This is a genomic window from Methylocaldum gracile (assembly GCF_053646815.1).
On the sequence record NZ_CM132196.1, the window covers coordinates 3,755,913 to 3,771,375 of the forward strand.

General features: G+C 59.1%; 8 protein-coding genes. All 8 read right to left on the reverse strand.

What is annotated here, in order from left to right:
• Window positions 1-1,214: 1,214 nt before the first annotated feature.
• On the reverse strand, window positions 1,215-1,652 hold the full coding sequence (locus ACWJJK_RS16645) for a barstar family protein (RefSeq protein WP_454128295.1): 438 nt from the start codon (window positions 1,650-1,652) through the stop codon (window positions 1,215-1,217).
• Window positions 1,653-1,663: 11 nt separating this feature from the next.
• Window positions 1,664-8,989 carry an RHS repeat-associated core domain-containing protein gene (locus ACWJJK_RS16650; RefSeq protein WP_156879535.1) on the reverse strand — a complete coding sequence of 2,442 codons (7,326 nt, stop codon included), beginning with the start codon at window positions 8,987-8,989 and terminating at the stop codon, window positions 1,664-1,666.
• An 86-nt stretch (window positions 8,990-9,075) separates the two neighbouring features.
• Window positions 9,076-10,785: a binary toxin-like calcium binding domain-containing protein gene (locus ACWJJK_RS16655; RefSeq protein WP_156879534.1), complete on the reverse strand. Its 1,710-nt coding sequence runs from the start codon at window positions 10,783-10,785 to the stop codon at window positions 9,076-9,078.
• A gap of 101 nt (window positions 10,786-10,886) precedes the next feature.
• On the reverse strand, window positions 10,887-11,309 hold the full coding sequence (locus ACWJJK_RS16660; protein WP_454128296.1) for a hypothetical protein: 423 nt from the start codon (window positions 11,307-11,309) through the stop codon (window positions 10,887-10,889).
• Between the two features lie 223 nt (window positions 11,310-11,532).
• Window positions 11,533-11,955: a hypothetical protein gene (locus tag ACWJJK_RS16665; protein WP_454128297.1), complete on the reverse strand. Its 423-nt coding sequence runs from the start codon at window positions 11,953-11,955 to the stop codon at window positions 11,533-11,535.
• Window positions 11,956-12,914: 959 nt separating this feature from the next.
• Window positions 12,915-13,703 carry a hypothetical protein gene (locus ACWJJK_RS16670; RefSeq protein WP_086133563.1) on the reverse strand — a complete coding sequence of 263 codons (789 nt, stop codon included), beginning with the start codon at window positions 13,701-13,703 and terminating at the stop codon, window positions 12,915-12,917.
• On the reverse strand, window positions 13,700-14,443 hold the full coding sequence (locus tag ACWJJK_RS16675; RefSeq protein WP_454128298.1) for a type III pantothenate kinase: 744 nt from the start codon (window positions 14,441-14,443) through the stop codon (window positions 13,700-13,702). The genes ACWJJK_RS16670 and ACWJJK_RS16675 overlap by 4 nt, the downstream gene beginning before the upstream one ends.
• A gap of 13 nt (window positions 14,444-14,456) precedes the next feature.
• A complete protein-coding gene (locus ACWJJK_RS16680; protein ID WP_454128299.1) occupies window positions 14,457-15,446 on the reverse strand; it encodes a biotin--[acetyl-CoA-carboxylase] ligase in 990 nt (329 codons plus the stop codon).
• Between the last annotated feature and the right edge of the window lie 17 nt (window positions 15,447-15,463).

Here is a 15,463-nt window from a genome sequence, read left to right on the forward strand (position 1 = left end):
AATCTCACTGTTCCTGTTTCGGAACCGCTAAATACCGATGTGACCACCAATGACAACGCAATTGCTATGAGTATCTTCATTTTTCCATCCCCTTTCTTACTCTCTTACGGTAGGAACGCCAGTTACCCGATGCCACCGAGAATTGATCCTACTATGTTCTTCTGCAGTCGCTCGGCTATTGGACGGCGTTCAGGCGCCCGATCGTGTCACACCGGAAGTTCGCGGCAATGACCTTCGCTGTCTTCGAGGTTGTCGAGGAGCCCGCCGGGACTGTGGCGGCAGAGCTTGTAGGGGATAACCCCAAAAGGCGGGTTACGCGAGCACGCTAACCCGCCCGAGCCACGCGGGCTGACCAACGAATAGACTGACGTCCGCAACCGCATTGGGAAAAATAAATCTGTCTTTTTTCTCGATCATTTCAGTGTTACGGTTTTGTGGAATGATCCACCGGATATCCCACCCAATATACCGTTTCAGAGTCCCCCGCGAGGTCGCACTGATTGGTGCCGTAAACCGTCACCTGCTTTCCGGAGACTTGCGCCGACAACAAAAGAGCGTATTGTTCCTTTCCTGCCGGATTTCCGAGATCCATTACCCACCGTCGCTTATATGTGTTGCATGCCGGCGGATTTAGATGGTTGGTCGTATAAAAATATACGAGTCTTCCGTTTCCGTAGCCGCCGACGTGTTCAATCTCGACATTTCCATTTCCCCCGCCCGCTATGGCAGAGACCGGAAACAAAAGCGACACGAATATTGTTTTATAGCATTTGTTAAGCGCTTTCATGGTCGGTGTCTTCTTTTTACGTATAGCGAAGCCGTAGAAAAGCCCGTGACGGGGTCAGACTGTTATTGCTGGACTTCGGCGTCTTTGGTTTCCGTACCCAAGGCCACTTCCCTGAAGGAAATCTGAAGCAAACACAAAAAGCCTGACCCTTTCACACATTGATGCGCGCCGTAACCCGCCGTTTACCGAGCGACCCGAACGGCGGGTTACGCGAGTACGCTAACCCGCCCTACCGAGCTATTTGGAAGAAAGACGCTATTTTCGGCAGAATCAATACCAATATCAAACCGCTCCAGAGTATTTCTTGCATCGATAGCTCGCGTAGGGCGCATTAGCTTGAGCGTAATGCGCCGAATGGAACGTTCCCCATGCGGCGCAATACGGGAGTACCCTATTGCGCCCTACGCGGGCTCGACAACCCCGCCGATCAACCCTTTGAAGTAAGAAGACTCGCCACTACGTCTCTAACTTGAGGCGGGAAGATAACTCTCAGTTCGTGGTCAATGTATGGCCACTCTGGCGGAGACTCCGCAGTAGGCGCCTTGGCATTTTCTGACCAGTCAACAAGCACCGTTTGGAGTATATCCAGGTAAATGCGGCACTCTGCTGGGTTGTCACATAGCGGAAGATCACTATGCACAACCACAACCCTCCTATTGTTTATCCAACTGAAGTCACGCAAACAGTCGAGCAACGCATCCCAGTTGCCGCCGAAGTAATCAGGAAAATGGCCAGCATGTGCGAACGCAGTGAGCAAATCGGCCTTGGAGCGAATCCCAGCCGGAATCCTCAGGACATAGTCCTCTTGCCCACACAGGGACTCCGGCGACTCTATGAATGCAAATGTCATTTCGGTGTTGGCCATGTCTATACCCTCTATGGATTCACACGAATAAACGTCCTGTAGTGATCCGGCGTGTAGAAGATCTCACCACCTTGGCCAGTCACAATGCGTTGAGGCCCTGGACCATTCACGCCGGGCGTCGGATGGACATACTCCCTGTAATACCCCGCCGGCTGTTGCGGCAGCAATCCCTCTTTGTTGCCAAACACAGCACCATCATTGCGATGAGGGAAGGTCTTACCAGCAGATATGCGGTCGAGTGTCGGTTTCAGATCGACCGTACCCTCAAGAACATTGCCCGTTACGCGGTCGGTTACCTTCGCGCCGTTAATGAAGCGCGATTCGCTGGCTGTCCCCTTTGCCACTCCCTTCATTATTGCTCCGACGATGCCAGTTCCTAGCTTAGCCTCAGGAGCCCCCAGACTCGTGCTAATGTCCAGCACATCCAATGGGCCGGGGGCGGTGCCGATCTGATTGCATAAGCGTTGGCCGCAGGATGTCGGCGAACCGCCGATCATATCTCTTCCGGCATCACTGGCAGTTTCACCCGAATCGGCAAAAACGACCCGTCCCGAGGAGGTCGATCCGCCCAACCCGGAACTGACACTCGCTGTGCCCGTCCCGCCCGAGAGTGACGTGTACGGCTTACTCACTCCAGCGAAATAAGATTGTACCTGCGTCGCAATCGGATTCATCCGCGACAGCCCCAACGGATCGGTAAAACTCACCGGATTGTTCCCGACATACGCATACGGGTTCAGCCCGTCGGCAAAGCCCGCCGGGTCGCGCTGGGTGAAACGGCCGAGGGTCGGGTCGTAATACCGCGCCCGATAGTAGATGAGCCCGGTGGCGTCGGGCTCGCGGCCCGCGTAGCCGTAGCGCGGGAGAGCCCCGCCAGAAAGGGTTTGGCCGAAGGCGGCATAGCGGGCGCTGGCGGTGATCGATCCGGCGGCATCGGTCACCGCCACCACCGAGCCGAGGGCGTCGGCGTGGTAATAGGCCGTGCCGCCAGCACCGGTCCGGATCAGCGGACGATCGAGCCCCGCGTAGGTGTACAAGGCCTGTGCCTGGGTCCAGGTGCTCCCGTAGTCGCTCCAGATCTCCAGCCCGGCATAGACGGAGCGCCGGGGCGTGCCGTCCACATTGACTTCGATGCGCCGGTCCTGGTGATCGTAGGTATACGCTTCCGGGGCGATCCCGGTGCCGCTCGCGGCCACCAGCCGCTCCAGGGCGTCGTAGGCCAGGTCGAGCGTCGTGCCTCCGCCGCTCCGCTGAATCAGATTGCCGGTCAAGTCATAGGTGTAGCTCGCCAGGATGGCGCCGGTGTCGGAGCCGCTCCGGATTTCCCGGAGCTGTTGGGCGGCGTCGTAGACGTAGCGCTGGACGCTGCCATCCGGGGCTATCCGCTCGCGCCGGTTGCCGTACGCATCGTAGGCGTAGGCTTCGGCCAAGGTCGCGCCCGCGTTCGTCCGCACTTCCCGCAGCCGGTCAAGGGCATCGTACTGGTAGGTGTAATCGGTCTCCGCCCCGGCGATGGCTTCGAGGTGGCCGGTGCGCCGGCCGAGGGGGTCGTACTGGTAGGTATGATGGCTGACCTCGGTGCCGCCCGCCGCCCGGTTGACGAGTTCCCCGAGGTAACCCTCGGGGGTGTAGCGGTAGAGGGTGCCGTAGCCGTTGGCCATGGTGGTTTCCAAAAGCCGTCCGCCGCCGTCGAACACGAAGTTGACCCGCTCGCCCTCCGGCGCCTGCACGGCACTCAAGCGCCCGACCGCATCGTAGAGGAAATCGCGGCGGTGGCCTTCGCTATCTTCGAGACTGTCGAGGAGTCCGCCGGGGCTATGGCGGTAAGTCAGGGTCTTGGGACCGCGGCTGTCGGTCACCGTGGCGAGGCGATGGGCGGTGTCGTAGGTGTACTGGTAGGTAACTTCCGGCGTCTGCGCGGTCAGTACCTGGCCCAGGGCATCGTAGGTGTACTGGGTGACGTGGGGCGCGGGATCGGTGTCGGAAAGCTTGGCGGTCCGCCGGATCAACAACCCATTGCGGGTGTGATCGTATTCCCATTCGACCACATGGCCGTTGGGGGACACGCGACGGATGGGGTTGCCGTAGGCATCGTAGGTCCAGCGGGTGGTGTGGCCGTTGGCGTCGGTAGCTTCGATCACCCGGCCGAAGTCGTCGTAGCCGTAGGTCGCCTGGTCCGTCAGAGTTTCGCTGCCGGTGGGCGTGCGATAGCCGGCCCGGATTTTTTGCACATCGCCCAAGGCGGTGTACTGGGTTTCCGTGACCTGGCGGATAGCGGTCAGGCCGAGGGCGTCGTGCACGGGACCGATCGTCTTGACCGGCCGGTTGAGCACGTCGTACTCGGTCAGAGTCTCGCGCCCGCCGTTGTCCACGGTCCGGGTAACGTTGCCGTTTTGGTCGTAGAAGTAGTCGGTATAACGCCCGTCGGGGCCGGTCAGCCGCTTCAGCCGCCCGTTCTGGGTCTGGTCGTAATAGGCGTACTGGGTGACGAGACCGTTGGGATCGGTCACCCGGATGGGCCGTCCGCCGATGTCGTACTCGGTGACGACCGCGTTCCCCTGTTGGTCGAAGGCCCGGGTCGGCCGGTTGAGGGCGTCGTATTCGAACCGGACGCTGTAGCCGTCCGGGTTGGTGATCTTGAGGACGTTGCCGACTTCGTCGTAGGTGAACTGGGTCGCGTGCCCGGCGGTATTGCGGCGGACCACGGGCCGATCGAGGGCATCGTATTCCACGACGTCCTGCTGGAGAAGCCCGTAGACGCCGTTGCCGTCGAAGGCGATCAGGCTGGCGCCGATCGGGTTGCCGTTATTGTCGTAGGCGAAGTCGCGCCATTGCCGGAGGGCATCGGTCGCGCGTGTGATCTGGCCGTCGTCGTTGTAACGCGTCTCGGCCGGGTAGAACCGCGCGTCCACGGCGACGGTCGGACGCCCCAAGGCATCGAAGGCTTGGCTCGCGTTGGTGCATCGGTCGGCTAACGTGGCTTCACCCAGTTGCTGCAAGCCGCAGCGCTTGATCGATGTGGGGTTGAGCGCCGAGGCGTCGTATCCGAACTCGACGTAGGGACCTTCCTGGGTGGTGAAATCCCGCACGCGCTTCGTGCGCGTGAGGTTGCCCGCCCCGTCGTAGGTATGGATCGTCCACGCGGCGATTTGCGCGGGCGTGGGGGTATCGGTATTCACGCCCGCTTTCAAGGCGATGACCTCGGTGCGGTTGCCGCGGGCGTCGTAGCGGTACAGCGTGTAATGGCCGTTGGCGTCCTTGGTCTTGGTCGGCAGGTGGAAGGCGTTGTAGCCTTCGTAGGTGACGGTGCTGCTGCCGTCGGGCAGGGTCATCGTGGTCACGTTGCCCGACGCATCGTAGGCGTACCGGATCGTATTGCCGAGCGCATCGCGCCGCTGCGTCTCGTTGAGTGGATTGGCCGCATCCTGGTATTCGTAGACCAGCCGCGAGCCATCCCCTTGCTGGTGCTGGAGCTGTTGCCCCCATTCGTTGAAAAGATAGGTCTGGCTCACTCCGCGCTCGTCGACGGTGGTCGTTTCCCGGCGGAATTTGTTGTACCGGAAGGTGTAGGTATGTCCCTGGCTGTCGGTATGCCGGAAGGTCTTGCCGTTGGCGTAATACTCGAAGCTCATGCCGTTGCCGTTCGGCCGCGTGTAGGTCTTCAGGGCATGATCGAGATTGGTGCCATCGGCGGCGGTGTAATAGGTGTAGGCCGTCGAACTACCGCGACGCCCCGCGACGACCTCCGGGCTTTCGAATTTGACGAGATCGCCGCGGCCGTCATAGGTGTAGCGGAAGGTGCGCCCTGCCCAGTCGGTGATGCGGGTAATATGGCTCCCGCCGTTGTCGTACCAGAACCGAAGCGTGCGCCCGATCCCGTCGACGACGGTGGAGAGATTCGCGCCGCTATAGCCGAAACTCAAGGCATTGTTGTTGCGGTCGACCACGCGAACCAGTTTCGCCGTCTGGCCGGCCGTACCGGGGATGTTCTGGAAATAGAACACCAGCCCGGATTTTTCCTTCAGGCTGTATTCGCCGTTGGCTTCCCGTTTCGCGGTGACGCGGAGACCCGTTTGAGGCGTTAAGGTCGCATTCAACGGCACGCCGCTGGCCGTGCCTGCGACGCTTAAACGGCTCGCCGAGCCCGAGCCGTCGACCCAAATCACCGTGTCGACAGTCCCGTTCGCATTCTCATCGAAGAACTGCAGCTGATGGTTGAAGCTGTGCGTCCAGCCGAAACCCAAGGGGCCGTCCTTGCGGACGTTCGAGTTATAGGTGCGCTCGAATACGATGTCGAGTCCCCCTCGCCCCCGGATGGCCAAGTCCCGCTCCGGATGGTAGAGATTGCCGGAGACCAGGTTGACGGGATCGCCGCCAACGTTTGTTTTTCCGGCTACATAGCCCGTATTGCTGCCCGGTCCGAAATGCGGGGTGTCGATTTTGATGTTGCTGTTAGGGACTGGGCCTACTGTCAGGGACGTCGCAATCGTGGGCGTAAAGACCGATCGAAAGCCGGTGCCCAACGCTTGATCAAAGTAATTGCTAATCGGCCTTGCTAGGGAATAACCGCCTTGGGCCGTGGTGTAATCGCCGGAAATCGTGTAGCTGGTACTAGCCGATTGCAGATTTTGATTACCGTCCAGAGTGGCCTTTTCCGCCACCCACACGGCGCCGGCCCAGCCGTCGTAATTGATCAGGCACCGTGGTAGGGTGATTTTGAAATAGCCTTGCGCAAACAGATTCTTTAAGCTGTTTTTGACAGCAGTTGAATAGTTCAGGTTGATCGGCGAAGTCGCGCAGCCGATATTCAATTGGGTATCGACATCCGCACTGCCCGTCAGGGCCACTACGGGCAGGCCGGTATCATTGGCGAACTGCAGGCCGCGGATGGTGCTGACGGCGTCCACGTGGGCCTGTTCCTGCCAAATGTACGATTCGTAGGCAGAAGCGGAATAACCCGCCAACAAGTAATTGTTGTAATTCGCGGCACCGGTGACGATGTTCCGAGAGCGGAGGCTGCCGCCCGGCACATCGACCAGGAGTCCTTTGCGCGAGACTGCAAAGGGCAGGTCGAACACGTACTCCACCTTCATCGCCGTGGACGTGAGCCCGATGTGATTGCCGCTGTCGCCGGTCTCGCCGTAGAGCCGTCCCACGGTTTTTCCCGCCTCGGTGATGTAGTCCATATATTTCAGCCCGGCAATGTGGAGGTATTCGCCGAGCGTGTCGTCCATCCGAGTGTTGGGATTCGCAGTGGTTTCGACGGCGTCGAGTAGCTTCGCCGAGCGCGCTTCGATCAGGTCGTCGGACGCATGAAAGGCGTAGACCTGAAGCGCATGGTAGTTGTACGCTCCGATGTTCCAGTATTGAACCTGATTGATCGTGACGTTATTGAGCGAAAGACGTATTGTCAGTTGGTTGCTGCGGGTGCAGAAACCCACAGCCGTGCGGGTTCCGGCGGGCGTAATATCCACGCCGTCCCGCCTGAAAACCGGCTGGACCAAGGTCTGCTGATAATTGGAGGTAGTCGCACAAGGCACCTCCATCGCCGTTCCGAACTGCCAGGCCGCGACGTTGCCCGCGGCGGTATTCGATGCGTTGGTTTGCACGAAGGACAGGGTCAATCGGCTCGAAGCGAGTTCGGCCATCGGCCGATTGAGTGTTGGCGCCAAGGCAGTGCCGGATTGATTCAGCACCGTGAACTGGGCAAAGTAGCGGTGGGTATCCGGCAACACCGCGGTTTCGGACTGGCCGCTCCCCCAATCCTTAAAATTCAGGACGTCGTAAGGCAGCGTGCTGGGCAACACGTCGATGTTCCGTTGCAGGATGGCGCCCCGATATCCGCCGCCGTGCACGAGCGATGTCCCCAGCGCCGCTTCCATCTGATCCTTCAGCGCTTCCTGAGGCATGACGGTCGTGCGCTTGCTCAAATACGCGTTGTAGTCGAAGCTGAAGCCTGGAATATCGGCAACGGTCGTGCCGTTCGTGTAGGTCATCTCCTTGAAGCTCGGATCCAGCGGAATCCAATGGAACCCGCTATTGTCGTTGCGCGAGCCGCGGTAATTGCCATAGGGCACGCAGGCTTCGATCCATACGTGGGAAAAGCTAATCCGGCCGGACGGCAGCAGTTCCTTTGGTATCTGCCCAACACCCAACCTGGACCAAGCTCCATTCACAGCCTTTACGCCCAACCAGTCCAGCATACGCGGATCGCTGTATTGGAACGCAACTTCGCCGTAGACATACCGGGCCGGAATCTTGGCGATGCGCAGCAGAGCAATCAACAGCGAAGCTTGATCGGTGGCGTTGCCGGAGCCGCTCACCAAGGTCGCGGAAGCACCTTTCAATGAGCCGAAGTAAGGCTGGAATTCGATCTGGTTCTTGACGTATTCGTAAATCTTGACCGGCGAATACTGCAATTTCTCGGCGAGGGCCAACACGTCCGGATCGTTCAGATTGATTTCCGGCAGGGCGTTGCCGAGATCCGCCGCCTGATAGCCGCAAGCCACCGCTTCGGGCGCCGCGGCCGAAGGCGGGGCGGCTTGAGCCGTGCCTATCCCTAACGCATCCATCAGCTTGTCGACGGACTCGGCCAGCTTCTTCGAATGGCCCGAAGGTTCGACACGAGCCCCGGCATTTCCTATCGGTGCGGCATAGGCAGGCGGAGGGGCGTTCGGGATATCGTCGGTCGTGAGTTTTGTCGGCTCCTGCTGGGTGAAGGTCGGCTGGGGCTGGGTCTGCACCTCAACCGGCGGCGCTTGGAGTTGCTGCAGGAGGCCTTGCAGGGTCGCCAAGGCCTGATGCCGTTCGCCGGCGGTCTGGGCACCGAGTGCGGCGTCCAGAGCGCGATCCAGCCGATCGAAGCGCTCGCGTACCTGTTCCGCGAGCCCCGAATTTTCCAAGCCTCGGCCGGCCAGCCAGCCTTCGATTTCAGAACGGTAGGCGCGGAAGCCGTCTCGTTTTTGCTCCAACTGCTTCGTTAGCTGCGGAACCTGATCGTTTCGCGCTTCCGAAAACTCGGTGAGCAATCGTTGCGTATCGCGATGTTCATTCGCGATGCCTTTCGACCAATTTTCGGTATCGCCGGGTTCACCGTCCCCAATGTAGGCAGCCGCGATGGTCTCCGCGGCGGAATCGAAATCCGGCATCGCCGCTCCGGTCCGCGGCGAGTATTGCTTCGGTGGCTTGGCCTTTATCGATTCGGCATTCGATGCCGACGTTTCGGAATCGACGGATTTTTCACCACCGGCAAACCAGGTCAAAGCCGCAATCGTTACAACGACCAAGATGGCGATGATCGAGAGTCGAAACGTCCCCCACGGCGCTTTATTTTGCATTTGTTATGGTCTCCAAGAACGCATCCGTACACAGCCACCGGCAAGAGGCGGCAACAACCCCTGAACGGGGTTTCTCACCCCGCCGGCTATAGCAGCAGCGTGGAAATGATGCTGATCACGGCCGGCTCGTTGACGACCGGGTTACGCCCGATTTGAACTTCAGCGCCGTCGGCCATGTTGTCGTGATCGGTATCGGGGACATCGGGATCGCTGCGGTAAGTGTATTCCCCGAGATTCGGGAGCGCGTCGTTGTCGGGATCGAGCGCCGCATCGTTCGGATCATAGGGATTCAACGCATGGGCCAATTCCCAGACATTGGGCATGCCATCCTGATCCGTATCCCAATAATCGGGATAATTGGTCCATTCGAGGCTGTCTGGGATGCCGTCCAGGTCCGTATCGGCAGCAAGCGGATTCAAGCCGTCCCGCAGTTCGAAAAAGCTCGGAACACCGTCGCCGTCCGTATCCGTTGTCGTGTCGTTCTGGGCGATGACGCGCAAATAGCCCGGCACCGCGACGGCAACGCCCTGGCTGTCCTTAAGATTCAACACGAAGGGATAGGAACCGGCCGCCGCGGGCGTCCCGGAAAGCGACCAGGGCGCGGCGGCGCTCACCGCGATGCCGGGCGGCAGATGCCCGCCGCCAAGCGACCAGACGTAGCCGGGCGTGCCGCCGGCCGCGGACAGCGGATAGGAAAAAGTGGCCTCGGCGAGCGCTTCCGTTGCAATCGGGTTGCCGCGCAGGTTGGTCGGATTCGGCGTTGCGGTCAGGCCGTTTTGCGGCAGCAGCTTCCAGCCGTCAGCCTGATTGGGGTCGGTGCCCACCAAGGGTTCGACCGCATCGGGAATGCCGTCGCCGTCGCTGTCGGCCATCATGGTCGGCGGAAAGGTCCGCAAGGCGAGTCCCGTTTCGTAGGCGTCCCCGTTCCAACTGCCGTCGGCCGCTTGCCGATTTTGCAGGAAGGCGGCGGCTTGCGCCAAAGCGGTATCGGTGCCGGCCGGCGCGAGCCCGGCGGCCGCGGCTGCTTGTAAGGCGAGGTAAGCCGTGGCGGTGGACCGCTCCACGCCGGTGTCGGCGCTGTGGTCGGTAAAGCTCCCATCGGCTTGCTTTTTAGCGAGCAGCCAGTTGGCGGCGCGCGAGACTTGCGAACCGACGGCAGTCTGGCCGCCCTGATAGAAATGGCTTAGCGCCACCACGTTCGCCGCCGTCGGGAGGATGGCGGGCGTCTTGTTCACGCCCAGGGAGCCTCCCCAGTAAGACCAGCCACTGTCTCCGGCCGGTTGCCCCGAACCGGTCAGATCGAAATAAGTAGTGGTGGGCGCCGCAACGCCGGCCGACCGTAAAGCTTCCATTGCCAGCCCGGAATCGGGAAATCCCCCGTCGTACCCGCTGTAGGCGCCCCAAATCCCCTCGGCATTACGGAGCCCCAGCAAGGCATCGGTCAGCCCCAGTTCGGCGGTAGCGATGCCGGCATTTTCCAGCGCGATCACCTTGCGGGCCAGAGAATCGACACTGTCGGCCTTTTGATTCGAGAGCCAGGCCAATGCCCGGGCGTAATGGAACCCCTTGTCGGCGCCAGAATTCTTCAAGGCGGCCAAGGCTTCCGCCGTGGCGGCTACCTGCGCCCCGCCCTGCCCCCAACTGCCGTCGCCGTTTTGATGTTGAATCAGCCAACCGATGGCTTCGGCGCGGTCGAGGTCCGCATTGGCGAAGGCCGGTTTGGGTGTACTGGCGACTAGGGCCGACAGACAGGCGATCATCCGGATTAGTCGGACTCGCTTCTCATTTGTAGTCATAACATCCTGCTTTCTCACGCCATCTTTTTCAAAGGCATTTGGCCGATCAAAGAACCCTTTCGCTGTGCACACAATCACATCGACTGCTCATCACGTGAGGGTTAATTTGGCTGGAGTACAACGCCGTCCAGCGAGTTAGGAGCTGTAGTTGAAACGCATCCGGCAGAATAGATCAAAAGGGGTTTTCCGTTAGCCTCGGCCAATGAAATCTGAGAGATGATCACTCTTTGCGCCTCGGTCGGCACACCATTTGTGTAAGGCATAAAAAATACCGCAGACGATTCCCCCAAATTCCCACTATTAAGGAGATAGTTCGAACAGTTGTTGACGTTGGTAGCGCCTTGCGGGTTCATGAATATCCAAAAGCCCGACGTCATTACCTGTATCCCGATGATCTTCGCCCAGCCTTGAGTCCATCCAGCCGCCGAACCGGATACGGGTATCAACAGCATAGCGGTCAATAGGCCGTTTAAGGCCAATTGAAATGGCCCTTTTCCGAGACGTTGCATGGTTATTCGCTGCATAGCTTGCTCCCGGTTCTTATTAAATTCGAAGTTTCTGCCCCGTTCTCTCGCGCATCGAAACATCCGGGAAACAATTGCCCGAAGCGGTCGTGCTCGCTTGTTCCTGGTCATGACGTCTTGCTTCCCACGTTGGTTTTTTAAAGGGATGTAGCCCATCAGACCGTGTGCGTTCAGCGCACATGATCGCCAGGATCTACGACACCGGATTTTCGTATAGAGACGGTTAATTACTCTTCAGCTGTAGACTGTCGATAGTGTTGTACACATTACAACCGGTAGAAAAGATCCTGACGAGTTGGCCGGTACTCACGGCCAGCGAAAGCTGGGCGATCATGACTTTCTGTGCTTCGCTGGGCGTGCCGCTCGTCGGATAAGTGATCCGAAATATTGCAGCGGGCTGCGCCACATACCCTGCAGGCCCCAAATAATGTGGACAGTTGTTGATATTTTGAGCGGCTTGCGGATCCACCCAGATATAAAAATCCGTCGAGTTTGGCTGGGTTGCGAACACTTTGCCCCAGTCTTGAGTCCATCCCGGACCAACCGCCCACCCGGATACCGGGATCGACAGCACACCAGCCAGAACGCTGAATAAACCCGATCGAAACAGCGTTTTTGTTACCCATTGCACATTTGTTCGCTGCATGGCTTGCTCCTGGTTCTTAGAAATTGAAGTCGCCCCCTGCCCCCGTTTCCGCAACCATAGAAAATCCGAGAAACGAAGGCCATTTCACTTCGCTCTGCATCGAGCGTTCATGTCTAGATCGTGTCAACGTAAATCCCGCAAACACCCCGAAGCCCAGAACATGGGCTATCAAATCTCGAACATCCGCCTGCCTACAGCGCGCACATCAGTTGGCGAAAAACGAACGACCTCAGCCAGGGGCTTAACCGGCGAATAGGAAGGGGGGACGCGGTATCATCATGGCCATTCCGGACGACGCTCATGGCGCACCCGAACAGTCTGCCTCAGAGTCGGATTTTTGTTTTCGTCTGAAATCCGAATAAAGACCTGATCAAGCCCCCCGCGGCTCTCGTACTTGCGCGCAAGTTTGACGGCTGTAACTCAAGCGTGACAAGTCAGCCAAAGCTGAAAAATATGTAAGCCTTAGCAGACAGATGTTGAGGTGTGAATAATTGAAGTGCTCACGCCATTACGGGTTTAGAGCGTTTTCCATCCCGGTGTACGGATTCGTTCCAGGAGGGGAGAACGTAGGTCGGCAATCCCTTGCCGACAAAGCCCTTCGCCGAGCCGATACGTCGGCAAGGGATTGCCGACCTACATATCCGAATCCCTTACACCGATTCGGAAAACGGGCTAGCCAGAGAGGGGGGACACGAGGGCGTAAGAAAGGGCATGCGCAACGGCTTTCAGATCCACACCGCTAAACTGTGGTGAAAAATGCTCAAGGCACTCGTTGATGTGGTCGGCGAATCCGCTTACGAGATCGCTGCCTTATGCAAGCTGTCGAGAAACGAGCCACATCTCAGGCGTCAGCAAAGGATTGCCGACCTACGCCTTTCCAGAAATGAAACACATCCGTCGGGGAAGGATTATCGACCTTCGGCATTGCCCCCAGCGGATTTATCGAGGACAGCGCCCGATCAATCACAGGGAATGAGAGCCGGGGATAACCCCGCTGCGCCCTTCGCATCCGTAGACTTCAGAATTTCGTCCAAGTCCGATGCTGGACGAGTCCATGGAATCCGAACCCAATAAGCCTCGTTTCGCACTTGGCGGGGTACTACCTCGGTAATGATGCCCTGTTCCGTGAATGTCTTCTGAGCCTGCTCGGCTCGGTTTCTGGTTTTAAAAAGACCAAGGGATATCGCGCCTTGTAAAGCGCCCTTGTCGAACAGCCAAAGGTCGGTTACTCCTTTCTCGAGCAGCATCTTCCGGTTCGCCTTGGCGGTATCCAGATCGTGAGCCTTGGGAAACAGCACCCACCAACCGTCGGTCAGATCCGAAGGTTTCTTGATAAGGCTAGCCTGATCGGACTCAGGCTTAACCAGATTCAAGACTTCGCGCGCCCGCGTCTCGTCCGTAATCGGGCCCCACTGAAAACAGCCCGATTCCACGGCCCGTGTCGACAATGTGGACGGCGTGTCGGTAGGTACTTCCGATTTTTGGGCCGACTCCGATTCGACAATCGATGTCGTCCCCTTGATCTGTTCCGGCTTAGCCTCGGTCGTGGACACCTCTGCCAAAACCAGGTCAGGGGCTTTTTCGGGCGACCCAGTGCGCTCGCTGAGCAAAGCTATTTGTTCCACGACATGGGGGAGCCGCAATTCCTGATAGGACGACGCACTACTGACTCCCCGCCCGAGTATGCTGCTTTCCCACAGGAAAAATACGACGTTCGCCAGAATCAGACTATAAAAAGCATACTTCATGAAACGCTTCTCGCGATGCGGAGCAATCCCCGCAAAATCAGATCCGGAACAACCTTACACGGGCCGTCGAGTTTGTCGGCAATCCTATCCGCATCGCCGCCGGTAATGACCAAATCGGGTACATGCCCCAATTCTTTCTCCGCTTTTCCGACCGATCTCTCGATCAGTCCCGCGCAAGCGGCTAATACTCCGCCTTCTACGGCTGCGGCTGTGCTCCGCCCTAAAACCTCGGGATCGCCGCGGTCGATTTCTCCGATGCCCTTCGTTTCCAGCGCCAACGCCCGTTTCATCATCGCCAAGCCGGGCGCGATGAGGCCGCCGAGATGCCGGCCTTGCGCATCAAGTACGTCGAAGGTCAACGCGGTACCACAGTCGGCGACACAGACCGGCCCCTTGCTGAACTCCCGCACGGCAATCAGACTCACCCAACGGTCGACCCCTAGCTTTTCCGGCTTTTCGTAACCGTTCACCACACCGTAGCCTCGATCGGCCGGTTTGACGAAGTTTGGCGAAACTCCCCAGCGTCTTTGCGTCCAGGCCGTTGCGATGTGTTCCGCCTCGCCGCCGACAACGTTACAGATATATATGCGGCGCTGTATGGGCAGAGTCAGCCAGTGGCGGTCGAATGACTCTTCTAGCGATTCGCCAGCCGAAGGGAAAGATTCGCCCGAAACAATCCGATTGTCTTGGGCGATTCCCCATTTCACTCGGCTGTTGCCGATGTCGACCAGAAGCCGCATGACAGTCTCCGGCTCAGCCGGCGATCCGGAGCCGCACATCACCGGACGCGAACTCGCGGCGTTTCCCGTCCTTGCACACCACGACCAGCAACCCTTCTCCGGTAACATCCGCAACTGTGCCGGCGGTTTCCGTATCGCCCTGACGGACGACCACCTCGCGCCCGGTCAGATGATGATAGCGACGCCATTCAGGAAGATAGGGCTCAAGTCCGGTGTGCCGATAATCGTTCAGCAAAGGCAAAAGCTCGCTCAGAATCGAGGCGGCCAGGCGGTTTCTCGCGGGAGCCGATGCGCCGGCCACCGTGGCAAGATCGACCCACGCCTGATCTATCCCGCGCCCCACGGCGGAGGGAATGTAGCGGTTCAGCCCCAAGCCCACGATCACGGCGCATCCGCCATGGGCTTCCCCGGCGACCTCCAGCAAGATCCCCCCCAATTTGCGATCTTCCCACAAGATGTCGTTCGGCCACTTGAGTCCGACCCCAATGATCCCCATACGGTCCAGGGCCCGAATCACGGCCACCCCGACAGCCAGGCTAAGGCCTGCCACGAGGGAGTGATCGTCGAAACGCCACAAGACCGACAGATAAATATTTGCTCCCAGGGGCGAAAGCCAGGAACGACCTATTCGTCCCTTGCCGGCCGTCTGCGTTTCCGCGAGGCATACCGCCCCCGAGGGAGCACCTTTCGCAGCGAGGCGCATCAAATGCGTATTTGTCGAATCGATCTCGTCGCAGATGTCGAGACCGCCGAGCAGCCGGCCGGCGCTCGGACTCAACGAGGATTGGATGACTGTTTCGCTGAGCAATTCAACGGGCTGGGTCACCCGGTAGCCTTTGCCCGGCAAGGCAGCGATTTCAATCCCACGGTATTGCAGGGCACGAACGGCTTTCCAGACTGCCGTTCTGCTGATACCGAGGCGACTCGCCAGTTCCGTTCCGGAGTGAAAGCCATTATCGGACAGCAAATGAAGCAGGGTCTTAGTCAGCGCATCATACTGCATGAATAAAGCGGGGCGCG